Source organism: Streptosporangium sp. LJ11, from assembly GCF_051918945.1.
GTDB lineage: Bacteria > Actinomycetota > Actinomycetes > Streptosporangiales > Streptosporangiaceae > Streptosporangium.
In genome coordinates this window covers 380,352-402,091 of the sequence record NZ_JBPXMB010000004.1, presented here as the reverse complement: position 1 = coordinate 402,091, position 21,740 = coordinate 380,352, and the positions used below count along the sequence as shown (strand labels likewise).

Below are 21,740 nucleotides of genomic sequence, written 5' to 3'. Positions count from 1 at the left end.
GGGCGCCGGGATCCGCCCCGGGATCCCCGGGGACCGGCCCGGACCCCCGAGGACCGGCCTTCCGCACCGGCCGCACCGGCCGCACCGGGTTCGGCGAGGAGCGGCCCGGCGCTCCTCGCGGGGGTTCACCGGGGACCGGCCGTGGCCTCAGGTCCGGCGATCCGGTCGAGCAGCGCCTCCAGCGTCTTGTCGTCCGTGGCGGGGGCCATCACGGTGACCCGCAGGTGGCGGACCCCGCCGACCTCGGCCGAGGTCAGCTGGAAGGCCCCGTCCTCCATCAGGCGCTCGCGGATGTCCGCCTGGTCGCCGGTGCCGTACCGGAAGCAGACGATGTTGCTCTCCGGCTCGTACGGGCACTCGAAGCCCGGCCGTTCGCGGGCCAGTTCCCAGAAGCGGTGCGCGGTGGCGTACCGGCGCGCGACGTACTCGCCCAGGCCGCGCTCGCCCCGCCAGGCCAGGTTGAGGAAGATCTTCAAGCCCAGCTCGGCCTTGCTGCACTCCACGGTCCTGCCGATGAGGTCGAAGCCCTGCTCCCCGTAGAACAGGTAGCTGGCCCGCTGCCGGAAGGCCGCGTCCAGGTCGCCCTCGCGCCGGGTCAGCACCGCCGCGGCCAGGCTGGAGGTACGCAGCATCTTGTGCGCGTCCCAGATCAGCGAGTCGGCGAGCCCGATCCCGTCGAGCAGGTGGCGGTGCCGGCCGGACAGCAGCGCGGAGGCGCCGTGGGCGCCGTCCACGTGGAACCAGACGCCGTTGGCGGCGCAGAACTCCCCGATCCCGCGCAGGTCGTCGTAGAGGCCGGTCCCGGTCGCGCAGGCGTTCGCCACCAGGGCCATCGGCCGCCGTCCCGCCCGGCGCACCCGCTCCAGGGCCTCGGGCAGGCGGGCGACGTCGATCCTGCCGAGCCCGTCCACCTCCAGCGGCATCACGGCCCGTTCCCCCAGGCCGAGGATCGCGGCGGCGCGGGTGAGCGAGTAGTGCGACGACGCCGGAGCGAGCAGCGCGAGGTCGCCGGGGACGCCCTCGGCCCACGCCTCCGGGGCCACCGACGCCCGCGCGGCCAGCAGCGCGGTGAGGTTGGCCAGCGATCCCCCGTGGGTCAGCACCCCGCCGCCCGCCTCGCCGAAACCGACCTTGCCGAGCATCCAGCGCAGCACCTCGAACTCCACGGTCGCCGCCGAGGCGCCCATCTCGTAGATCGCCATCGGGTTGTTGCTCACGCCGTGGACGAGGTCGGCGAGGGCCGCGGGGAAGTCGGGAGCGGCGACCTGATGCCCGAGGTAGGCGGGATGGTGCAGCCGCGTGCCCTCGGCGAGGTAGGTGCGCAGGAACTCCGCGTGGTCGCCGGCGGTCATCCCGCCCTCGCGGATCCACCGGGCGAGCCCGAGCCGCTCGGCCAGCTCACCGGGGGGTCTGCGGCCGAGCACGGGTGGCACGCCCCGCTGGCTCTCGTCGACGTAGGCGGCCAGCTCGTCGACGGTCACGGTCGCCGCGTTCACGAATTCCTCAACATTCCACGTCACACGGGGATACTGGTCGAATTCACGACAGCTCGCCAGGCGAGCCGAATTGGACGGAGGTGAACCCGGTGAGTGTCGAACTGGATTCGGTGGACCGGCGAATTCTGGCCGAGCTGCAGAAGGATGCGCGACTCCCCAACAAGGACCTGGCCGAACGGGTGGGCGTCGCCCCCTCCACGGCGCTGGAGCGGGTGCGCTCGCTTCGGAGGCGCGGGGTGATCGGCGCCTTCCGCGCCGAGGTCGACCCGGCGACGCTGGGCCGTCCCCTGCAGGCGCTGCTCGCCCTGCGGGTGCGGCCGCACACCAGCCAGCTCGTCGACCCGCTGCGGGCCTTCGTCCTGGGCCTGCCCGAGACCATCGCCCTGTTCCACGTGGCCGGCCCCCAGGACTTCCTGGTCCACGTGGCGGTCGCCGACGCCGACCGCCTGCACCGCCTGCTGCTGGAGAAGTTCCTGATCCGGCCCGAGATCGTGCACGTCGAGACGACCCTGATCTACCGGACCGAGACCCAGCCCGTCCAGCGGCCCACCGGCTGATTCGTGTCCGGCTCCCGGGCTCAGGACGACGGCCGGGACGTCGTTCCAAGGGGAAACCGCCAGCGGGCCCAGACGGTTTTGCCGGGGTGGTCGAGGAGCGGGATGACGCCGGAGTCGTGGGAGAGGGCCTCGACGATGGTGAGGCCCCGGCCGTGCAAGGCGTCGGTGTCCAGACAGAGGTGCCGGGGCTGCCCCGGCCCGTGGTCGGTCACCTCCAGACGGAGTCCATCGGCTCCGGCCCGCAGGGAGAGGGTGACCGGGGCGTCGCCGTGGACGACGGCGTTGGCCAGGAGCTCACCGGCCACGAGGACCATGTCGTCAGCGATGTGCGCCAACGTCCAGGCGGTGAGGGTGTCGTCCACCAGGGCGCGAATCTTGGTGATCGCCGAAGGGTCGTGGGGCACGTCCCGGCAGACGGTGCGGGAGGTGTCCGGGGTGTCGGGCATCGTGGCTCCTCGGAGTGCCGGTGGAATGTGTTCGCTCTCCCACGTCGGCGGAGGTGGTGAAGCGACGAGTCGGGTTTCGCGCGTCGGCCGGGGTGGCGGCGAGGGATGCTCGACCTCACGCATCAGGTCGCAGAGCTCGTCGGCGGTGCCCGCGCACACGATCAGGGGTTGAGGTGCGGACCAGAGGGCGACGGCGTGGACGCGCCGGGTGGCCGGGCCGTACCAGACGGCCCAGGCGGGTTCCATCAGGTCGAGCCGCCGGGCGCGGGCCACGCTGTCCGCGTCCCGGCATCGGGGGTCGACCGGGGAGACGGGTGCGCCCCGCCGGTGCCGCCCTCTCGGCCGTGCCCGGACCTCCCGTCCGCTCATGAGGTCGCCGCCGGGTGGTACGGCTCGTGTTCACCGGACGCGAGCATGGATTTCGGCGGCTGATCGGCGCGCCGACGCACCCGGCTCGGCCTGAGGTTCTCCTCCAGGGTCGTGCCTCAGCATGTCTCGATCGAGTTGATCAGAGAGGCAGAGAAGGCATGGACCTGAGCGATGAGCTGAAGATGGCGGCCTGGCGTAAGGCCGCAAAAAGTGCGTCCAACCAGGGCGACTGTCTTGAGGTGGCCCCGCTGCCGGGTGGAAGGGTCGGCCTACGTGACACCGAGGCCCCCGAGAAGGCGCCGTTCGTGGTGAGCGCCGGGGTCTGGGACGCGTTCGTCGACGGGGCCAAGAAGGGCGAGTTCGACTTCTAGCCTCGGCTCCGGAAACACAAGAGCCTCCCGGCCGGCGGCCAGGAGGCTGCACGCATGGGGGCGCGCTTCATGTCCCGGTGGACATCGGGGACGCAGATCTCCCACGTCCATCTGGTCGACACCGCGTTCACCCGAGGAGCACGCCAAACGGTTACGACGTCTCGCCGACCGGTGCCCGCATGGGTTCAGGGCCCCATGGCCGATGCGGGCTCGTACGGCGGCCGCGGGTTTGACCTTGTCGCAAGGACAGGGGGTCTACTGTTCGCCATGTTGCTGATAGGCGAAATCGCCAAGCTCGCGGGCGTGACTCCGCGGACCGTACGTCACTATCACCGGATCGGGCTGCTCGCCGAACCGGAGCGTACCGCCGGCGGCTATCGAAGTTACGGCATGAGCGCGTTGAGCCGCCTGCTCCAGATCCGCAAGCTCACCGCGCTCGGCATGGGACTCGGCGAGGTCGCCGACGCCCTGGCCGACACGGGCGGGGTGGACGTGAGGGAGATACTGACCGAACTGGACACGGAGCTCGCCGGCAGGGAGTCGGAGATCCAGCGCCGCCGTGCCGTGATAGCGCGCCTCCTCGAACACGGGGACGATCCGACGCTGTCCCCCGAGCTCGCCGCGGCCGTCCGCGGCCTCGATCTGCCCCTGGACGATATCGGCATCCTCCGGGCGGCGGAGGTGGCGCTGCCCGAACTCGTGGACTCCTATCTCGCCGGGGTCGGGCAGGACTCGCCGTGGCGGGCGTGGGACCTGAAAATGGCCGCGCTGGCGGACGCCGACGCCAACGACCCGCGCGTCGAGGAGGTCGCGGGTGAGCTCTACGCGATGCTGCCGGGCCTGCTGCCCACGGACATGCCCGCCGAGCTCACCGCGGACCAGACGGCCGCCGTCGCCGGCACGGCACGGTTCGGGCAGATGATGCTGACCGATATGAGCCCCGGCCAGCGGCGGGCTCTGGAACTTCTCGTCGAGTACGGGCGACGAGAGCCGGAGAAATGGGGACAGTGACCTCTTCCGCGACGGACCGGACCCGCTCGTGAGCACCCCGCGGCCGGCGGACGTGCTCGCTCACCGGTGGCCGCCCCGAGGGGGCCGGCGAAACCCGGCGTCTGCCGTCAGGTGATGCCGACGATGGGCAGGCGCAGGGCCCCGGGGGCGGCGGCCGGGACGACGGGGCTGCGGGGGGCGACGGGCGCGAGGCGGGCGTACGGGGAGCCCGGGGCGGGGCGCGGGTCCGGCTCGCCCCGGTTGGGCCACAGCGCCATCGCCCGCTCGGCCTGGGCGGTGATGGTGAGGGAGGGGTTGACGCCCGGGTTGGCGGAGACCGCGGAGCCGTCGACGACGTGCAGGCCCTCGTGGCCGTGGACGCGGTGGTAGGGGTCGATCACCCCGGTGTCGCGATCGGCGCCGATGGCGCATCCGCCCAGGAAGTGGGCGGTGGCCGGGATGTCGAACAGGTCGAGCCAGGAGCCGCCGGGGATGCCGCCGACCTCCTCGGCCGCGTGCCGGACGAACTCGTGACCGGCGGGCAGCCAGGTGGGGTTGGGCTCGCCGTGGCCCCGCTCCGAGCGCAGCCTCCGGCCGAACGGCCCCCTGCGCGCGGACAGGGTGATCGAGTTGTCCTTCGCCTGCATGACCAGCGCGATGATGCCGCGCTCGGACCACCGGCGGTGGTTGAACAGCCTCGCCACCCGGTGGGGCGCGCGCAGGGCCTCGCCGAGGAACTTCAGCCAGCGCGGGGCGCCGCCGCCGTCGATGAGCAGGGTGCGGAGCATGCCCATCGCGTTGGAACCGTCTCCGTAGCGGACCGGCTCGATGTGCGTGCGGGCGTCGGGGTGGATCGAGGAGGTGATCGCCACCCCCCGGTTGAGCTTCTCGCCCTCGACCGACAGGCGTTCGAACCCGAGCAGCGCCTCGGAGTTGGTCCTGGTGAGGGTGCCCAGGCGGTCGGAGAGCCGGGGCAGCGTGCCCGCGGCCTTGAGCCGGTGCAGCAGGCGCTGGGTGCCGTACGTCCCCGCCGCGAAGACGACGTGCTCGGCGGTGAGCGCGCTGCGGCGCCAGGGCGCGCCCGTCCCGCGCGTCTCGACCCGGTAGCCGCCGTCCACCGGGACGACCGAGGTGACCGTGGTCTCGGGGAGGACCCTGGCCCCGGCCCTCTCCGCCAGGTAGAGGTAGTTCTTGATCAGCATGTTCTTGGCCCCGTGGCGGCAGCCCGTCATGCACTCGCCGCACTCGGTGCAGCCCCTGCGGCGCGGCCCCGCGCCGCCGAAGTAGGGGTCGTCCACCTCCACGCCCGGGGTGCCGAAGAAGACGCCGACCGGCGCCAGGTGGAAGGTGTCGCCCACGCCCATCCGCTCGGCGACCGCGCGCACCACCTCGTCGGCCGGGGTGACCGTCGGGTTGAGCGTCACGCCCAGCATGCGCGAGGCCTGGTCGTAGTACGGGGCCAGCTCGGCCTTCCAGTCGGTGATGGACGACCACTGGACGTCCTGGAAGAACGCGTCCGGCGGCTCGTAGAGGGTGTTGGCGTAGACCAGGGAGCCCCCGCCGACCCCGGCACCCGCCAGGACCATCACGCCGGTGCCCTTCTCGCCCCTGAGCACGTGGATGCGCTGGATGCCCTTCAGGCCCAGCGCCGGGGCCCACAGGAAGTCGCGGACCCGCCAGGAGGTCCTGGGGAGCGTGGTCTCGTCGAAGCGGCGCCCGGCCTCCAGGACGGCGACCCGGTAGCCCTTCTCCGTCAGCCGCAGCGCCGAGACGCTCCCGCCGAACCCCGATCCGATCACCAGCACGTCGTGGTCGAACACGGCGGCTCCCTTCGAACGACGACCCCGTCGATCACGGCGGCCTCCGGTGACTTCGACGGCCTCCCGGCGACCGTCAAAGGTCACCGGAGCCCCTCACTTCAGGTGGAGCGTCTTCATGACCTTGAAGGCGGTCGCGAGGGTGTCGGCGTACTTCTCGTACGCCATGCCGAGGATCGGCTCGAAGCCCAGCCAGGACGCCTGGCTGGAGACGGTCTGCCCCTCGGTGTACTTCAGCAGCCCCTCGGCCCCGTGACGCCGGCCCAGGCCCGAGGACTTCATGCCGCCCATGGGCGCGTCGTAGGAGGCGTAGGCCGAGCCGTACCCCTCGTTGATGTTGACCGAGCCCGCCCTGATCCGGGAGGCCAGCGCCCGCCCGCGCGGCACGTCGCGGGTCCACACGGAGGCGTTGAGGCCGTACGCGGTGTCGTTGGCCCGCTCGACCGCCTCGTCGTCGTCGCCGAAGCGGTAGATCGCGACGACGGGGCCGAAGGTCTCGGCCCGGCACATGTCCATGCTCTCGTCGACGTCGGCCAGGACGGTGGGCTCGTAGAACAGCGGGCCGAGATCGGGGCGGGCCCGCCCCCCGGCGAGGACCCGGGCACCCTTCGCGACGGCGTCGTCCACGTGGGCGGCGACCGCCTCCAGCTGCCGCCGGGAGGAGAGCGAGCCCATCTGCACGTTCCAGTCGAGCCCGGCGCCGAGCCTCATGTTCCCGACCTGCCGGACGAACCGCTCCAGGAAGGCGTCGTGCACGGAGTCGTGGACGTAGAGCCGCTCGACGGACAGGCACAGCTGCCCGGCGTTGGTGAAGCAGGCGCGCAGCGCGCCCTGGGTCGCCGCGTCCAGGTCGGCGTCGTCGAGCACGAGCATCGGGTTCTTGCCGCCGAGCTCCAGCGAGCAGCCGATCAGCCGCCGGGCCGCCTCCTCGGCGATCTTCCGGCCGGCCCGGGTGGAGCCGGTGAACGCCACGTAGTCGGCGCCGTCGAGCAGCGGTTCGCCCACCTCCGCGGGGTCGCCGAGGACGACCTGCCAGATCTCCCTGGGCATGCCGAGGGAGACCAGCAGGTCGATCGTCCACAGCGTGGACAGGGCGGTCTGGGTGTCGGGCTTGTGGACCACGGCGTTGCCGGCGAGCAGCGCGGGAACGGCGTCGGTGACGCCGAGCGAGAGCGGGTAGTTCCACGGCGAGATCAGGGCCACCGTCCCCCGGGGCTGGCGCGTCTCGACCGTCCTGGTGGCGACCGGCAGGATCCCGGCGCGCCTCCTCGGCTCCAGCAGGCCGGGGGCCCGCCGCGCGTGGTAGAGGGTGCAGCCGGCGACGTCGAGGACCTCCTCGAAGGCGTGCCTGCGGGCCTTTCCGGTCTCCCACTGGACCACGTCGAGGATCTCCTCGCGGCGGTCGAGGATGGCGTCGTGCAGGCGCAGGAAGGGCTCGGCACGCTCCCGCGCGGGCCGGGCCGCCCACGCCCGCTGCGCCTCCCGCGCCACGGCGTGGGCGGAGCGGACGTCGTCGGCGGTGGAGACGGGCATCTCGGCGAGGACCTCGCCGGTGAACGGCGCCGTGATCTCCCGCGTCTTGCCGTCGGAGGTCACGTGCCGCACGACGCGTTCGATCATGCGGGGAGCGAGGACCCTTGTCATCTCGGCCCGTGTCATTTCAGGGGGAACGGCCATGTTCGCAGCGTAATCGTGGGAGGCGTGCCCTGGCTACCGGCGGGTAGCGAGGTGTTGAACCACACGTCCTCCCGATCCGTCGTAGGGGCATGAGGACATCGATTCGTACGGCCGGCGCGGTCGCCCTCGCCGCCGCCCTGCTCGCCACGGCGTGCAGTTCGACGGAGACGAGGACCGCCGGAGGTCGTACGGCGCCGGTCGATCTGGGGAACGTCAAGCTCGTCTCCTACAGCGGCTGCGACGACATGCTGGCCGGCCTGCGCGCGGCGACGGCGAGGAACGTCGGTCCCTGGGGCATCGGCGGCCCGGTCGTCATGTACGCGGAGACGCAGTCGGACGCCTCCGCCAAGCGCGCGTCCGGTGCGCCCGAGCACTCCACCACGAACACGCACGAGGCCGGGGTCGACGAGCCCGACCTGGTGAAGACCGACGGCGATCGGGTGATCACCGTGAACCGCGGCGTGCTGCGGGTGGTGGACACCGCGACCAGGAAGGTCACCGGCACTCTCAGGCTCGTGGACGCCGAGCAGGCGTGGGTCCCGGCCGACCTGCTGGTCAGCGGCGACCGGGCGCTGGTGCTGTTCTCCGGCGGCGGGATCATCCCGTACGGCGCGACGGCCAAGCACGCGGCGAGCCCGGGACCGCGCTACGTCCTCGTCGACCTGTCGGGGAAGCCGAAGGTGATCGGCGCGCTCACCCCCGAAGGCGCCCACGTGGACGCCAGGATGGTCGGCTCGACCGTGCGGATCGTGGTCCGCAGCCAGCCGCGGATCGAGTTCCCCGACGCCGGGCCCGGCCTGTCGGACGACGAGCGCACCCGGCGCAACGCGGAGATCGTCGCCAGGGCGCCGATCGAGGCGTGGCTGCCGAAGTACGAGCTGACGTCCGCGGACGGCGCCACCTCGGACCGCAAGGTCGACTGCGGGCAGGTCAGCCACCCCGCGGAGTACAGCGGGACGTCGATGCTGACCGTGCACAGCCTCGACCTGTCGCAGGCGCTCGCCAAGACGGCCCCGATCGGCGTCGCGGCCGACGGCGACACCGTCTACGGGACGGGCACCAGCCTGTACGTGGCCAGCAACCCGCACTGGTGGTGGCCCCGCCCGGTCGACCGGGTGATCGTCGAGGACGCCCCGGCGACACCGGCCGCCGAGCCCGCCCCGACCCTCCTCCCCGAACCTTCCACCACCCCGACGCCGACCGCGACGGCGGCCCCGGAGCCGCCGCCGGAGGAGACCGAGATCCACCGGTTCGACATCACCGCGGCCGGGGCACCCCGCTATGTCGCCTCGGGCAAGGTCTCCGGCAGGCTGCTCAACCAGTACTCCCTGTCGGAGCACGAGGGGCACCTGCGGGTCGCCACCACCTCGACCGCCGCGCGGGACACCTCGACCGGCTCCCCGGAAGCCGCGCCGGACACCTCCAGCGCCGTCTACGTGCTCGACGCCGACACCCTGGTCAAGACCGGCGAGGTCGGCGGGCTCGGACAGGGCGAGCGGATCTACTCGGTCCGCTTCATCGGTCCCGTCGGCTACGTGGTGACGTTCAAGCAGGTGGACCCGCTCTACACGCTCGACCTGCGCGACCCGGCGGCACCGAGGAGGACGGGCGAGCTGAAGATCACCGGCTACTCGGCGTACCTGCACCCGGCGGGCGACGGGCGGCTGATCGGCGTGGGCCAGGAGGCCAGCGAGCAGGGCCGCACGCTCGGCACCCAGGTCTCGCTGTTCGACGTCGGCGACCCGGCCAACCCCCGCCGCCTGTCCCAGATGTTCCAGAAGGACTCCGGCTCGGAGGCCGAGTGGGACCCGCACGCCTTCCTGTACTGGGCCAGGACGGGGATGGCGGTCATCCCGGTGAGCTCGTGGACGGGGACCGAGCAGACCAACGGGACCGCCCTGGTCCTCAAGATCGACGATTCCGCGGTCACCAGGACCGGCACGGTCAGCCACCCCAGGCCCAAGCCTGCGGAGAACACCCGGGTGGCCTCGTACGACCCGGGCATCCGCCGCTCGGTCGTCATCGGCGACAGCCTGTGGACGGTCTCCGACCTCGGCCTCAAGGTCAGCGACATGAAGGACCTGGCCGACCAGGCCTGGATCCCCTTCTCCTGACCCCCTCGCGACCTGGCGAACCCCAGAGCCCGCGCCCCCGGCCCGACCGCCGGGGGTGCACCCGTTTGCACGGTCCAGACCGCCCTATAACACTGACATATACACCTTTACAAGATCTTGTCATGACACTTGAATCGGTGTTACCTCTTGCGCAACACACGTGATCCGCGTGTGCATGGCCGGCGACGGCCATCTTTCGCAGGAGGATCGGTGTCGACCAAACCCTGGTCACGCGTTACCGTCATCGCCGCCGCCACCGCGGCGCTCGTCATTCCCCTGCCGGGGGTCGCCCAGGGCGAACCCGGCGGCCGGCCCCCCAAGGTCCACGACTTCCAGGCCGAACACGGCGCCAAGCCCGACCTGGACAACCGGCGTGGCAGCGTCGCACCCCCCACCTCGCTCTCCAGGTCGGCGGCGAGCGCCGCGACGATCCGGTGGAACGCTCTCGGCACCCCGGCCGTCGTCACCGGCTCCGCCCCCCTCGCCGAGGGCCTGGACGCCGACCCCGAGCGGGCCGCGCGGGCCTACCTCAAGGCGAACGAGAGCCTCTTCGGCCTCTCCGGCGAGGCCGTGGACGCGCTGGAGAAGATCGCCGCCAACCCCATCGGCGACGGGTACGCCGTACTCCTGCGGCAGAGGTTCGGCGGCCTGCCCGCGGGCGTGGACGGTCAGGTCGTGGTCGGTGTGAAGGGCGGCAAGGTCCTCCACGTCACCTCGACCCTCTCGCGCTCCTCCGAGGCGCCTCCCGCCGCCAGGCTCACCGAGCGGCAGGCGTTGGAGATCGCGGCCAGGGACGGCGGGATCGACCTGGCCACGGCCACCGTCAAGAAGGCCACCGCCACGGCGGTACCCGCGCCCGACGGGACGCACAACGCGTTCCAGATCACCCTGATCGGCGGCGGCGAGGGCGAGCCCGCCGCGTACACGACGCACGTGGACGCGGTCAGCGGCGAGATCCTGACCCGCGAGAACCTGGTGGACCACCACAGCGCGCCGGACGACCCCCGCTGGGAGGCCTTCCCGGCCAACCCCCCGGCCGACTACTCCTCCACCGACACCCGCGCGACGTGGTGCGCCACGGCCGGGCCCGGCTGCGACCTGGTCGGGGCCGACCCGGCCACCGGCAAGGCGTGGGACGTCGACCACGCCACGGACACCCCGACGAACACGAGCGTCGGCAACGCCGCCAGGACCGTGGAGAACCGCGCCAGCGGCGACGCGTTCTCCGTCGGCACGCGCGGCAACGTGGCCACGCCGAACCGCGAGTACGTCTACCCGTGGACCAACAAGTGGTACACGGCCAAGTGCGACCCGGCCTCCCTCGACCAGCCCGGCGAGGCCGACCTCGAAGCCGCCATCTCCAACCTGCACGTCATGCACAACCGCATGCACGACTGGTCCTACCGGCTCGGCTTCACCGAGACCGCCTGGAACATGCAGAACGACAACGGCGAGCGCGGCGGCCTCGGCGGCGACCCCGAGCAGGGCAACGCCCAGGCGGGCGCCCGGGTGCTCAGCGTGCGCGACAACGCCAACCAGATCACCGGCCCCGACGGGGTCGCGCCCATCACCAACATGTACATGTGGCAGCCGATCGCGGGCGCGTTCTACTCGCCCTGCGTGGACGGCGACTACGACATGTCGGTGATCGGGCACGAGTACACCCACGCGATCTCCGGCCGCATGATCGGCGGCCCGAACGCCGGGTGGAGCGGCGCCCAGGCCGGGGCGATGAACGAGAGCACCTCCGACCTGTTCGCGATGGAGTATCTCTCCGAGTACGGCTTCCGCCCCGCGGGCGACACCCCGTACGTCACCGGCGGCTACGTCACCGGCGACAAGAAGGCGGGCATCCGCAACTACGACATGTCCAACTCCCCGCTGAACTACAGCGACATCGCGTACGACATCGTCGGCCAGCAGGTGCACGCCGACGGTGAGATCTGGTCGGCGACCCAGTACGACGTGCGCAAGGCCTTCGTGCAGAAGTACGGCCAGGGCACCCCGGCCAGGCAGAAGGCGTGCGCCGACGGCAAGACCCCGCTCGGGGAGTGCCCCGGCAACCGCCGCTGGGCGCAGGTCTCCTTCGACGCGCTGCTGCTGATGGCCTCCGGCGCGGTCAGCTACGTCGACCACCGCGACGCGCTGCTCGCGGCCGACGCCATCCGCTTCGGCGGCGCGAACCAGGCCATCATGTGGCGCGCGTTCGCCGAGCACGGCCTCGGCCAGGGCGCGGCGAGCGTCGGGGCCAACGACCCCGACCCGACGCCGAGCTTCGTCGACCCGGCCGGCAAGAACGGGAAGATCCAGCTCAAGCCGCTGCTCGAGGCCAAGGACGCCGCGCTCCGGCTGTACGTCGGCGACTACGAGGGCCGTGTCGTGCCGGTGGCCGACACCGACCCGGCGACCGAGCTCGGCGACACCGTCGAGATGACCCCGGGGATCTACGACTTCGTGGTCGCGGGCAACGGGTTCGGGCACACCCGGGTGAAGTTCGCGGTGCTGCCCGGCCTGAAGCTGCCGCTGCCGCTCGCGGTGCCGAAGAACCTCGCCTCGGCGGCGCTGGGCGCCACCGCGACCGGTGACGGCGTCAACCAGGCCAAGCTGATCGACGAGACGGAGGCCACGAACTGGGCCTCGCTCACCGGCCCGGTCAAGGGCAGGTCCGTCACCGTGGACCTGGCCGGGACCGAGCCGGAGAAGATCCGCCGCGTGCAGGTCAGCGCCATGCTCAGGCCCCCCGCCCCCACCGACCCGGCCGACCCCGGCACCCAGAACCGCTTCAGCGCCCTGCGCGCCTTCGAGGTCCTGGCCTGCGACGCCACCAAGAAGGACTGCTCCTCACCCGCGTCCTTCTCGGTCGTCTACACCAGCCCGTCCAACGCCTTCGAGACGCGCCGACCGCGTCCTCGCGGCGCCGACCTGGTCATCGAGTCCTTCAAGATCCCCACGACCACCGCGACCCACCTGACCCTGCGGGCCGTCTCCACCCAGTGCACCGGCAACCCGGTCTACGCCGGTGAGCAGGACGCCGACCCCAACTCCGCCACCGACTGCGCCACCGCCAGCCCCACCAGGGACCACCTGCGGGCGGCCGAGTTCCAGGCCTTCACCCGCTAGTCCTTCCGGAATCTCCTGCCGGCCTCTCCCGAAGGGCCGGCAGGCCCTCCGGACACCCGCCCGGCCCCTCCGGAGCCCGTCAGTCCCTCCGGAGGAGTCCCCGGGTCCCGAGTCTCTCGGGATCCGGGGACCTTTCTGTTCCGGGCGCGTTCCGCTTCCGGCCCCCGAATGGGCTAAACCGGGTTCGTCTCGGGACCGGCCACCGGCACGATCTCCGGAGCGCCCAGGCGGATAGCGTCGGCCTCCTGGTCGGTGTCCTGCTCCTGGGAGAGGCGCTCGGACTCGACGCGCTTGGTGTAGTACTCCACCTCGCGCTTGATCTGCTCGGCGTCCCAGCCCAGCGGCTCGGCGAGCAGCTGGGCCGTCTCCTCGACCACCCCCACACCCCGGTGGAAGGTCTCGATCGAGATGTGCGTACGCCGGGTCAGCACGTCGTTCACGTGCCGGGCGCCCTCGTGGGTCGCCGCGTAGACCACCTCCGCCCGGAGGTAGTCGTCGGCCCCCGTCAGCGGCTTGGCCAGCGACGGGTCCCGCTCGATCAGCGCCAGCACCTCGTCGATCATCGACCCGTACCGCTGGAGCAGGTGTTCGATCCTGGCCACGTGCAGTCCGGAGGACTGGGCCAGCCGCTGCCGGGAGTTCCACATCGCCTGGTAGCCCTCGGCTCCCACCAGCGGGACCCGGTCGGTGCAGGAGGGCGGGACCCGCTGGTCAAGGCCGTGCGCCACGGCGTCGACCGCGTCCTTCGCCATAACACGATATGTCGTGTACTTTCCCCCGGCCACCATGACCAGGCCCGGCACGGGGTGGGCCACCACGTGCTCGCGGGAGAGCTTGGACGTCTCCTCCGACTCCCCCGACAGCAGCGGGCGCAGCCCGGCGTAGACGCCCTCGACGTCCTCGCGGGTGAGCGGGACCGAGAGCACCTCGTTCACGTGGTCGAGGACGTAGTCGATGTCCGACCGCGACGCCGCCGGGTGGGCCCGGTCCAGCTTCCACGCGGTGTCGGTGGTGCCGATGATCCAGTGACGGCCCCAGGGGATGACGAACAGCACCGACTTCTCGGTGCGCAGGATGATCCCGGTGAGCGAGTGGATCCGGTCGCGCGGCACCACCAGATGGATCCCCTTGGAGGCGCGCACGTGGATCTGCCCGCGACCGCCGACCATTTCCTGGATGTCGTCCGTCCACACCCCGGTGGCGTTGACCACCTGGCGGGCCCGCACCTCGAGCTCCCTGCCGCCCTCCAGGTCGCGCACCCGGACGCCGGTGACCCGCTCCCCCTCGCGCAGGAAACCCACCACCTGCGCCCGCGAGGCGACGTTGGCCCCGTACATGGCCGCCGTCCGCAGCGTGGTCATCACATGGCGGGCGTCGTCGACCTGGGCGTCCCAGTACTGCACCGCGCCGGAGAACGCCGTCTTGCGCAGCGCGGGCGCGAGCCGCAACGCCCTCGTACGCGACAGGTGCCTGTGGCCCGGCACGCCCCGGGCGAGCCCGGTGGAGAAGCCCATCGTGTCGTACAGCACCAGACCCGCGCCCACGTAGGGCCGCTCCCAGCCGACATGCGTCAGCGGGAACAGGAACGGCACCGGCCGCACCAGGTGCGGGGCGATCCGCTGCAGCAGCAGGGCCCGCTCCTGGAGCGCCTCCCTGACCAGCTCGAAGTTGAGCTGTTCCAGGTAGCGCAGGCCGCCGTGGATCAGCTTGGACGACCTGGACGAGGTCCCCGAGGCGAAGTCGCGCGCCTCCAGCAGCCCGACCGACAAGCCGCGGGTCACCGCGTCCAGCGCGACTCCCGCTCCGACGACCCCGCCTCCGATCACCACCACGTCGAGTTCCTCGGCGCTCATCTGCGCCAGTGCGGCGGACCGCTCGGCAGGACCGAGCCGTCCGGTGCCCATTCGCGCCGTCATGTGCAACCCCCTGGGGTGCGGCTTGTCGCCTTACGTGAGGTATCTACCCATCTACCCTAGGCACCATTACCGGCCGGTAGGGAACGGCGGCGGTGATTCACGCCATACCCCCCTGAACAGCGGAAAGACAATGAGAGACCAAAGAGGGGGCAACACCGGGGAATCCCCCGAGAACGTTCGACGGCACATGGGCGCGGGAAGACGGCCGCGATGCGATCGCCCGGCTCCCGCGGACCGGTCCGGCCGCGCGCGGCGGCGCACCCCGGCGGCGGCGACGCGCCCCCATGCCCCCAGGCCCCGCCCGCGGCGTGTGACCGGGCGCGCACGCTCCGGGGTGGACGGTCACCGCTGGAGTGCCGGGAGCCGGTTCTCCCGGGGACCCGCGAGGATGGGGAGCATGAGCATCACACTCGCCGACGCCCGCGTCGTGACCCCCGAAGGTGTCCACGAAGGCTGGCTCACCATCGAAGACGGCCGCATCACCCACGTGGGCCAGGGCTCGGCCCCCGGCGCCGGGCTCGGTCTCGGCGGCCGGTACGTCGTGCCGGGCTTCGTCGACATCCACAACCACGGCGGGGCGGGCGGTTCCTTCCCCACCGGCGACCCGGACCAGGCGAGCCGGGCCGTCGACCTGCACGCCCGCCACGGCACCACCACGCTCATGGCCAGCCTGGTCACCGCGTCGCCGGACGACCTGGCCAGGGCCGCCGCCTCCCTCGCCGACCTGTGCGAGGACGGGCTGCTGGCCGGGATCCACTTCGAGGGCCCCTACATCTCCGCCGCCCGCTGCGGGGCGCACAACCCGGCGCTGCTGCGCGAGCCCTCACCCGGCGAGCTCGGCGCGCTGCTCAAGGCCGGACGCGGCCACGTACGGATGATCACCATCGCCGCCGAGCTGCCCGGCGCGCTGGACACCGTACGGGAGGCGGTGGCAGGCGGCGTGATCGCCGCCCTCGGCCACAGCGACGCCACCTACGAGCAGACGATCTCCGGCATCGAGGCGGGCGGCAGCGTCGCGACCCACCTCTACAACGCGATGCCGCCGCTGCACCACCGCGACCCCGGGCCGATCGCCGCGCTGCTCCAGGACGAGCGCGTCACGGTCGAGCTGATCAACGACGGCGTGCACCTGCACCCGGCCATGACGCGCCTGGCCTTCGAGGTCGCGGGTCCCGGCAGGACCGCGCTGATCACCGACGCCATGGCGGCGGCGGGCATGGGCGACGGCGTCTACGGGCTCGGCCCGATGACGGTGAACGTCGCGGACGGGGTGGCCCGGCTGGCCGAGGGCGGCGCCATCGCGGGCAGCACCCTGACCATGGACGTCGCGTTCCGGCGCGCCGTGCGCGAGGTGGGCCTGTCACTGGCCGAGGCGTCCGAGATCGCCTCCCTGACCCCGGCTCGGGTGCTCGGTCTCGCCGACCGCCTGGGATCCGTCTCGGTCGGCAAGCGGGCCGACCTGGTGGTGCTCACCGACGACCTGGAGGTCTCCGGCGTCATGCGCGGCGGCACCTGGATCACCGAGCCCCGCTGAACCCCTGGATCCGGGCGGCTCAGGACCAGTCCCAGCGGATGCCGACCAGGCCGGGTTCCAGCGACCCGGCCACCAGGTGCACGGCGTTGTGGGCGTTGAGGGAGAGCTCGCCGGGATTCTCCTCCCCGGTGCCGGAGCCCTGCCGGGCGAACCGCTGGACGCGCACCGGGAGGGTTTCCGGCGCGAAGTTCACCCGGAGCACGTACTGCCCGGCCGGATGCCGGAAGCCCCGCTCGTACTCGACGGTCTCCACGCCGCTCGGGTCGGCCAGCTCGTAGCGGATGATCTGCGTCTCGCCGGGCCGCAGCATCTGGTCGAACAGCAGTTCCGCCACGACCAGGGCGGTCGGCCCGTCGCGGCGGACCCGGCCGACCCGGCAGTCCTCCAGGGCCCGGACGCGCACGCGCTCCACGTCGCATCCCAGGTCGCCCCGGTAGACCATGATGTAGCGGTCGGTGGCCTCCTCGTGCGCCTGCACCACCTGGAGCGTCTCGCGCCGCACGGTGCTGCGGTCGGGACCGATCTGCAGCGTCTCGTACATCCCGGCGATGTGCAGGCGCCGGTCGTCGGCCACCCCGTTCAGATCGTGGATCATCGCCGACAGCGTCCGGGAGGACTCCATGATCGCGGAGTAGGGCAGGGCGCCCACCGGCAGCTTCCCCGCGTCCCGCCCGCGCGGCCGGGGCGGGCCGAGAAGGGCCATGAGGGAGCGCGGCGGCAGGACGAGGATCTCCTCCAGGGCGCGCACGGCGCGCAGCGACTCGGGGCGCTCAGGGCGGCGCAGCCCCTGTTGCCAGTAGCTCAGGCTCGTCATCCCGACCCGGAGGCCGCGTTCCCCGAGATGCCGGCGAAGCCCGGTCAGCGTCAGCCCGCGGGTCTCCACCGCGGCACGTAGCGCGACGTGGAAGGGCCCCTCCTTGAGGGCGACCCGGAGCTCCCGATCAGTTGGCACGTACGAATGCTCACAGATTTCTTCAAGCACGTCATTTCGGTTATCGGCGGCACGGGAGACGGCGAGCACCCGGTCTCGCGGGAGGGCGGCCCGGACGGGGTTCCGCCCCGCCCCGCGAGATGTCAGCCGATCTGCGGAGCGACGACGACCTCGACCCGCTGGAACTCCTTGAGGTCGGAGTATCCGGCGGTGGCCATCGTGCGCCTGAGCGCGCCCATCAGGTTCATCGAGCCGTCGGCGACCGAGGAGGGGCCGTGCAGGATCTGCTCCAGCGTGCCGACCGTGCCGAACTCGACCCGCTTGCCCCTGGGCAGCTCGGGGTGCTGCGCCTCGGAGCCCCAGTGGAAGCCCTGGCCGGGAGCCTCGACGGCCCGCGCCAGCGGCGAGCCGACCATGACCGCGTCCGCGCCCACGGCGATCGCCTTGGCGATGTCACCGGAGGTGCCCATGCCGCCGTCGGCGATGACGTGGACGTAACGGCCGCCGGACTCGTCCATGTAGTCGCGGCGGGCGGCGGCCACGTCGGAGATCGCGGTGGCCATCGGCACCACCACGCCCAGCACCGTGCGGGTGGTGTGCGAGGCGCCGCCGCCGAAGCCGACGAGCACCCCGGCCGCGCCGGTCCGCATCAGGTGCAGCGCCGCGGTGTAGGTGGCGCACCCCCCGACGACCACGGGGACGTCGAGCTCGTAGATGAACTGCTTGAGGTTGAGCGGCTCGGCCCTGCCGGAGACGTGCTCGGCGGAGACCGTGGTACCGCGGATCACGAAGATGTCCACGCCCGCGTCGATGACGGCCTTGTGGTACTGGACCGTGCGCTGCGGGGACAGCCGGACGGCCGTCGCCACCCCGGCGGCGCGGATCTCCTCGATACGGCGGCCGATCAGCTCCTCCTTGATCGGCGCGTCGTAGATCTCCTGCAGCCGCTTCGTGGCGGGCTCGCCCTTGAGCTCGGCCACCTCCTCCAGCAGCGGCATCGGGTCGTCGTACCGGGTCCACAGCCCTTCGAGGTCGAGCACGGCGAGACCGCCGAGCCTGCCGACCTCGATGGCGGTCTTCGGCGAGACCACGCTGTCCATCGGGCTCACCACGACGGGCAGCTCGAAGCGGTAGGCGTCGATCTGCCAGGCGATCGAGACCTCCTCCGGGTCGCGGGTGCGACGGGACGGAACGATGCCGATCTCGTCGAGCGCGTAGGCACGACGGCCGTTCTTGCCGCGGCCGATCTCCACCTGAGTCATATGTCTGTCTTTCCCGTTCCGTGCGTGCACAGCGCACGCCGCGTTCCATGCGTGCGCCATGCACGCCGCGTTCCATGCGGTCCGGCCGTGCGCGCGGCGTCTCGTGCGTGCACGGCGCACGCCACGTTCGCCCGCGCGCCCGGCGCGGGCCGCCCTAGCGACCGTGGTAGTTGGGAGCCTCGACCGTCATCTGGATGTCGTGCGGGTGGCTCTCCTTGAGGCCGGCCGCCGTGATCGGCATCAGCTCGCACCGCACGTGCATCTCGGCGACCGTACGGCACCCGGAGTACCACATGCCCTGGCGCAGGCCGCCGATGAGCTGGTGGGCCACCGCGGCGACCGGGCCGCGGTAGGGGACCTGCCCCTCGATGCCCTCGGGGATGAACTTGTCCTCGTTGCCGACGTCGCCCTGGGCGTAGCGGTCCTTGCTGAAGGAGGCGCCGCCGCGCTCGCGGTTGCGGACCGCGCCGAGCGAGCCCATGCCCCGGTACGACTTGAACTGCTTGCCGTTGATGAAGATCAGCTCACCCGGGGACTCCTCGCAGCCCGCCAGGAGGGAGCCGAGCATGACCGTGTCGGCCCCGGCCGCGATGGCCTTGACGATGTCGCCCGAATACTGCAGGCCGCCGTCGCCGATCACCGGGACCCCGGCGGGACCGGCGGCCAGCGAGGCCTCGTGGATCGCCGTCACCTGCGGGGCGCCGACACCGGCGACCACGCGGGTGGTGCAGATGGAGCCGGGCCCGACACCGACCTTGACCGCGTCGACCCCGGCGTCGACCAGCATCTGGGCGCCCGCGCGGGTGGCGATGTTGCCGCCGATCACGTCGACCCGGCTGTTGGACTTGATCTTGGCGATCATGTCGGCGAGACCCTTGGAGTGGCCGTGCGCGACGTCCACCACGATCACGTCGACCCCGGCCTCGATCAGCGCGATCGCCCGCTTCTCCGCGTCGCCGCCGACGCCGACGGCCGCCCCCACGACGAGCCGGCCGTCGGCGTCCTTGGTGGCGAGGGGATACTGCTCGCTCTTGGTGAAGTCCTTGACGGTGATGAGCCCGCGCAGCCGCCCCCCGGCGTCGACCAGCGGAAGCTTCTCGATCTTGTTCTGCTTGAGCAGGGCGAACGCGTCGTCGGTGGAGACCCCGACCGGCGCGGTGACCAGCGGCATCGGGGTCATGACCTCGCGCACCGGACGGTTCTCGTCGGTCTCGAAGCGCATGTCGCGGTTGGTGACGATGCCGACGAGCACGCCGGTCTCGTCGGTCACCGGGACGCCGGAGATCCGGTACGTCGCGCAGAGGCGCTCGACGTCGGCCAGCGTCTCGTCCGGGGAGCAGGTGACCGGGTTGGTGACCATCCCGGCCTCGGAGCGCTTGACGAGGTCGGCCTGCTGGGCCTGGTCCTCGATCGACAGGTTGCGGTGCAGGACGCCGATGCCCCCCTGGCGTGCCATCGCCACCGCCATGCGGGCCTCGGTCACCGTGTCCATCGCCGCGGAGACCAGCGGGATCCGCAGGGTGATGCCCCGCGACAGCCGCGTGGTGGTGTCGGCCTGCCCCGGCTGCAGGTCCGAATACGCGGGAACCAGCAACACGTCGTCGAACGTGAGCCCCGGCTCGGTGAACTTGGCCATCTGCGATCCTCCTGCCGCGGCGCTCTCATGACGGGGAAAGGCGCCGACCCCCGGGTCACAGTTTAGAGTCTGACGCCAAAGCCGGGGGACCCGGGGGAAAAGGCGGGGCGCGGAGGCACCGGGGAGAGACGGGCCCCGGGGGGCCCGGAGGAAGGACGGGCCCCCGGAGGACCCGGGAAAAGCGGGGGACCGAGCGGTCGGTGACCCGCTCGGTCCCCCGGATCACCGGCATCGGCGCGGAGATGCCTTGACGCCAACCGAACCCCCCTCCGCATCCGGCTGGCGGCGTGATCCGCGCCTTCGCCGACGCTGCGTCAAGAGTGCGTCACGATGCGTTCGTCTCGCAATGTCCAAACGTGCAATTGCACGAAGCTGCACACCACGGCATGCCAGTAGGAGCAACGCCCGGACAGGGACGATTCGCCGAGTTATCCTCGCCAGACCCTCGTGTCACTTGCAGGAGTCCCTCGCCGATGAGTACCGACACACCCACACTGCCCGACCCGCTGGAGAGCCTGGGGCTCACTCCGGCCCAGACGGCCCTGTACAACGCGGTCCTGCGCCTGCACCGCGCCACCTGCGCCGAGCTCGCCCAGGCCACCAACCGCTCGCCCGAGCCGCTCGGCCGCGAGCTGGCCACCCTGGTACGGCTGGGCGTGGTCGACGAGCAGGGGGGCGAGTACCTGGCCCGCCACCCGGCCGCGGCCCTCGGCCATCTGATCGCGGAGAGGCTGGACCGGCTGGCCGCCGAGAGCCGCCGGATCGACACCGTGCTCGGCTCGATCCGCGGCTTCATCCACCAGTACGACGCCGGCCGCGACTACCAGACCGGCCAGTTCTCCGTGGACCTGGTCGGAGGCGCCGACGAGCTCTACGAGAGCGTGATCGGCATGGCGGTCCAGGCCCCGCCGCTGAGGCTGCTGTCGAGCATCCCCGACCGGCGGACGATGAGCGACTTCGCGCACCGCTACGCCGACCAGTGGATCGGCGCCCAGCGTGCCGGCCTGCTCGCCTGCCGGGTCACCATCCCGGTCCACACCCTGGAGATCCCCGGCCTGCGCGACAAGCTGGACCAGTTCGAGCAGGCGGGGGCCGAGGTGCGCACCCTCGACGCGGTGCCCAGCTGGTTCCTCGTCGCGGGGGACGACGCCGCGGGCATGCCCGCCCAGTGGGGCGGCGCGCTCGCCGAGAACGCCTACAACTTCCACCTGGTCAGGGCTCCGGTCGTGGTGGCCGCGCTGCGCTCGCTCTTCGAGGAGCTGTGGGCCCGCGGGGCCCGCCTGCCCGGGACCCACCGCGACGACGGGGTGGTCCGGGTGCTGCGGCTGGCCGGTCAGGGCGTCCCCGACGAGATGATCGCCCGGCAGCTGGGCGTCTCGGTCCGCACGGTGCGCGCCAGGTTCGCCGACGCCATGGCCGAGCTGGGGGCGCAGTCCCGGTTCCAGGCGGGGGTGGAGGCCTCCCGGCGCGGCTGGCTCGTCTAGTGCCTCTCGGGCGCCGGGGG

The 21,740-nt window shown here is 72.2% G+C and carries 15 protein-coding genes; 7 read left to right on the top strand and 8 right to left on the bottom strand.

Annotated features, from left to right (window positions below; translation table 11 throughout):
• Window positions 1-125: 125 nt before the first annotated feature.
• Window positions 126-1,496 carry a pyridoxal phosphate-dependent decarboxylase family protein gene (locus ACTOQ3_RS08850; RefSeq protein WP_440082862.1) on the bottom strand — a complete coding sequence of 457 codons (1,371 nt, stop codon included), beginning with the start codon at window positions 1,494-1,496 and terminating at the stop codon, window positions 126-128.
• Window positions 1,497-1,585: 89 nt separating this feature from the next.
• On the opposite strand from ACTOQ3_RS08850, the gene ACTOQ3_RS08845 reads away from it, so the two are divergent.
• Complete coding sequence (locus ACTOQ3_RS08845) at window positions 1,586-2,053, top strand: Lrp/AsnC family transcriptional regulator (protein WP_362839792.1); 468 nt, start codon at window positions 1,586-1,588, stop codon at window positions 2,051-2,053.
• 20 nt (window positions 2,054-2,073) lie between these two features.
• Here ACTOQ3_RS08845 and ACTOQ3_RS08840 read toward each other — a convergent pair whose 3' ends face one another.
• On the bottom strand, window positions 2,074-2,499 hold the full coding sequence (locus ACTOQ3_RS08840; protein ID WP_440082861.1) for an ATP-binding protein: 426 nt from the start codon (window positions 2,497-2,499) through the stop codon (window positions 2,074-2,076).
• 527 nt (window positions 2,500-3,026) lie between these two features.
• Between ACTOQ3_RS08840 and ACTOQ3_RS08835 the strand changes: the two genes are divergently transcribed.
• Together ACTOQ3_RS08835 and ACTOQ3_RS08830 are read left to right on the top strand one after the other, a co-directional pair.
• Complete coding sequence (locus ACTOQ3_RS08835; RefSeq protein WP_440082860.1) at window positions 3,027-3,239, top strand: DUF397 domain-containing protein; 213 nt, start codon at window positions 3,027-3,029, stop codon at window positions 3,237-3,239.
• A 267-nt stretch (window positions 3,240-3,506) separates the two neighbouring features.
• Entirely contained in the window at window positions 3,507-4,250 is a 744-nt protein-coding gene (locus ACTOQ3_RS08830; protein ID WP_440082859.1) for a MerR family DNA-binding transcriptional regulator, read from the top strand.
• A 107-nt stretch (window positions 4,251-4,357) separates the two neighbouring features.
• On the opposite strand, the gene ACTOQ3_RS08825 is transcribed toward ACTOQ3_RS08830, so the two are convergent.
• Together ACTOQ3_RS08825 and ACTOQ3_RS08820 are read right to left on the bottom strand one after the other, a co-directional pair.
• Entirely contained in the window at window positions 4,358-6,049 is a 1,692-nt protein-coding gene (locus tag ACTOQ3_RS08825) for a GMC oxidoreductase (RefSeq protein WP_440082858.1), read from the bottom strand.
• A 93-nt stretch (window positions 6,050-6,142) separates the two neighbouring features.
• Entirely contained in the window at window positions 6,143-7,666 is a 1,524-nt protein-coding gene (locus ACTOQ3_RS08820) for a succinic semialdehyde dehydrogenase (RefSeq protein WP_440082857.1), read from the bottom strand.
• Window positions 7,667-7,812: 146 nt separating this feature from the next.
• Here ACTOQ3_RS08820 and ACTOQ3_RS08815 point away from each other — a divergent pair, with 146 nt between their 5' ends.
• Together ACTOQ3_RS08815 and ACTOQ3_RS08810 are read left to right on the top strand one after the other, a co-directional pair.
• Window positions 7,813-9,837: a beta-propeller domain-containing protein gene (locus tag ACTOQ3_RS08815; RefSeq protein ID WP_440082856.1), complete on the top strand. Its 2,025-nt coding sequence runs from the start codon at window positions 7,813-7,815 to the stop codon at window positions 9,835-9,837.
• A 210-nt stretch (window positions 9,838-10,047) separates the two neighbouring features.
• Window positions 10,048-12,957, top strand: coding sequence for a M36 family metallopeptidase (locus ACTOQ3_RS08810; RefSeq protein ID WP_440082855.1), 2,910 nt, complete (start codon window positions 10,048-10,050; stop codon window positions 12,955-12,957).
• Window positions 12,958-13,130: 173 nt separating this feature from the next.
• On the opposite strand, the gene ACTOQ3_RS08805 is transcribed toward ACTOQ3_RS08810, so the two are convergent.
• On the bottom strand, window positions 13,131-14,873 hold the full coding sequence (locus ACTOQ3_RS08805; protein ID WP_440082854.1) for a glycerol-3-phosphate dehydrogenase/oxidase: 1,743 nt from the start codon (window positions 14,871-14,873) through the stop codon (window positions 13,131-13,133).
• A 397-nt stretch (window positions 14,874-15,270) separates the two neighbouring features.
• Here ACTOQ3_RS08805 and nagA point away from each other — a divergent pair, with 397 nt between their 5' ends.
• A complete protein-coding gene (gene nagA, locus ACTOQ3_RS08800) occupies window positions 15,271-16,407 on the top strand; it encodes an N-acetylglucosamine-6-phosphate deacetylase (protein WP_440082853.1) in 1,137 nt (378 codons plus the stop codon).
• Between the two features lie 19 nt (window positions 16,408-16,426).
• Here the strand turns inward: nagA and ACTOQ3_RS08795 are convergent, their stop codons facing one another.
• From ACTOQ3_RS08795 to guaB, 3 genes are all read right to left on the bottom strand, one after another.
• Window positions 16,427-17,359 (bottom strand): hypothetical protein, encoded by a 933-nt coding sequence (locus tag ACTOQ3_RS08795; RefSeq protein ID WP_440082852.1) that lies wholly within the window; start codon window positions 17,357-17,359, stop codon window positions 16,427-16,429.
• A 122-nt stretch (window positions 17,360-17,481) separates the two neighbouring features.
• Window positions 17,482-18,600 carry a GuaB3 family IMP dehydrogenase-related protein gene (locus ACTOQ3_RS08790; RefSeq protein ID WP_440071004.1) on the bottom strand — a complete coding sequence of 373 codons (1,119 nt, stop codon included), beginning with the start codon at window positions 18,598-18,600 and terminating at the stop codon, window positions 17,482-17,484.
• A 154-nt stretch (window positions 18,601-18,754) separates the two neighbouring features.
• On the bottom strand, window positions 18,755-20,236 hold the full coding sequence (gene guaB / locus ACTOQ3_RS08785; RefSeq protein WP_440082851.1) for an IMP dehydrogenase: 1,482 nt from the start codon (window positions 20,234-20,236) through the stop codon (window positions 18,755-18,757).
• 473 nt (window positions 20,237-20,709) lie between these two features.
• On the opposite strand from guaB, the gene ACTOQ3_RS08780 reads away from it, so the two are divergent.
• Window positions 20,710-21,720, top strand: a complete 1,011-nt coding sequence (locus tag ACTOQ3_RS08780) for a LuxR C-terminal-related transcriptional regulator (protein WP_440082850.1) — start codon at window positions 20,710-20,712, stop codon at window positions 21,718-21,720.
• The last annotated feature ends 20 nt before the right edge of the window (window positions 21,721-21,740 follow it).

Coding starts and splice junctions, on each gene's coding strand:
- ACTOQ3_RS08835 (WP_440082860.1), top strand. CDS start 3,027: ATGGACCTGAGCGATGAGCTGAAGATGGCGGCCTGGCGTAAGGCCGCA.
- ACTOQ3_RS08815 (WP_440082856.1), top strand. CDS start 7,813: ATGAGGACATCGATTCGTACGGCCGGCGCGGTCGCCCTCGCCGCCGCC.
- ACTOQ3_RS08840 (WP_440082861.1), bottom strand. CDS start 2,499: ATGCCCGACACCCCGGACACCTCCCGCACCGTCTGCCGGGACGTGCCC.
- ACTOQ3_RS08820 (WP_440082857.1), bottom strand. CDS start 7,666: ATGATCGAACGCGTCGTGCGGCACGTGACCTCCGACGGCAAGACGCGG.
- ACTOQ3_RS08780 (WP_440082850.1), top strand. CDS start 20,710: ATGAGTACCGACACACCCACACTGCCCGACCCGCTGGAGAGCCTGGGG.
- ACTOQ3_RS08805 (WP_440082854.1), bottom strand. CDS start 14,873: ATGACGGCGCGAATGGGCACCGGACGGCTCGGTCCTGCCGAGCGGTCC.
- guaB (WP_440082851.1), bottom strand. CDS start 20,236: ATGGCCAAGTTCACCGAGCCGGGGCTCACGTTCGACGACGTGTTGCTG.
- ACTOQ3_RS08830 (WP_440082859.1), top strand. CDS start 3,507: ATGTTGCTGATAGGCGAAATCGCCAAGCTCGCGGGCGTGACTCCGCGG.
- nagA (WP_440082853.1), top strand. CDS start 15,271: ATGAGCATCACACTCGCCGACGCCCGCGTCGTGACCCCCGAAGGTGTC.
- ACTOQ3_RS08790 (WP_440071004.1), bottom strand. CDS start 18,600: ATGACTCAGGTGGAGATCGGCCGCGGCAAGAACGGCCGTCGTGCCTAC.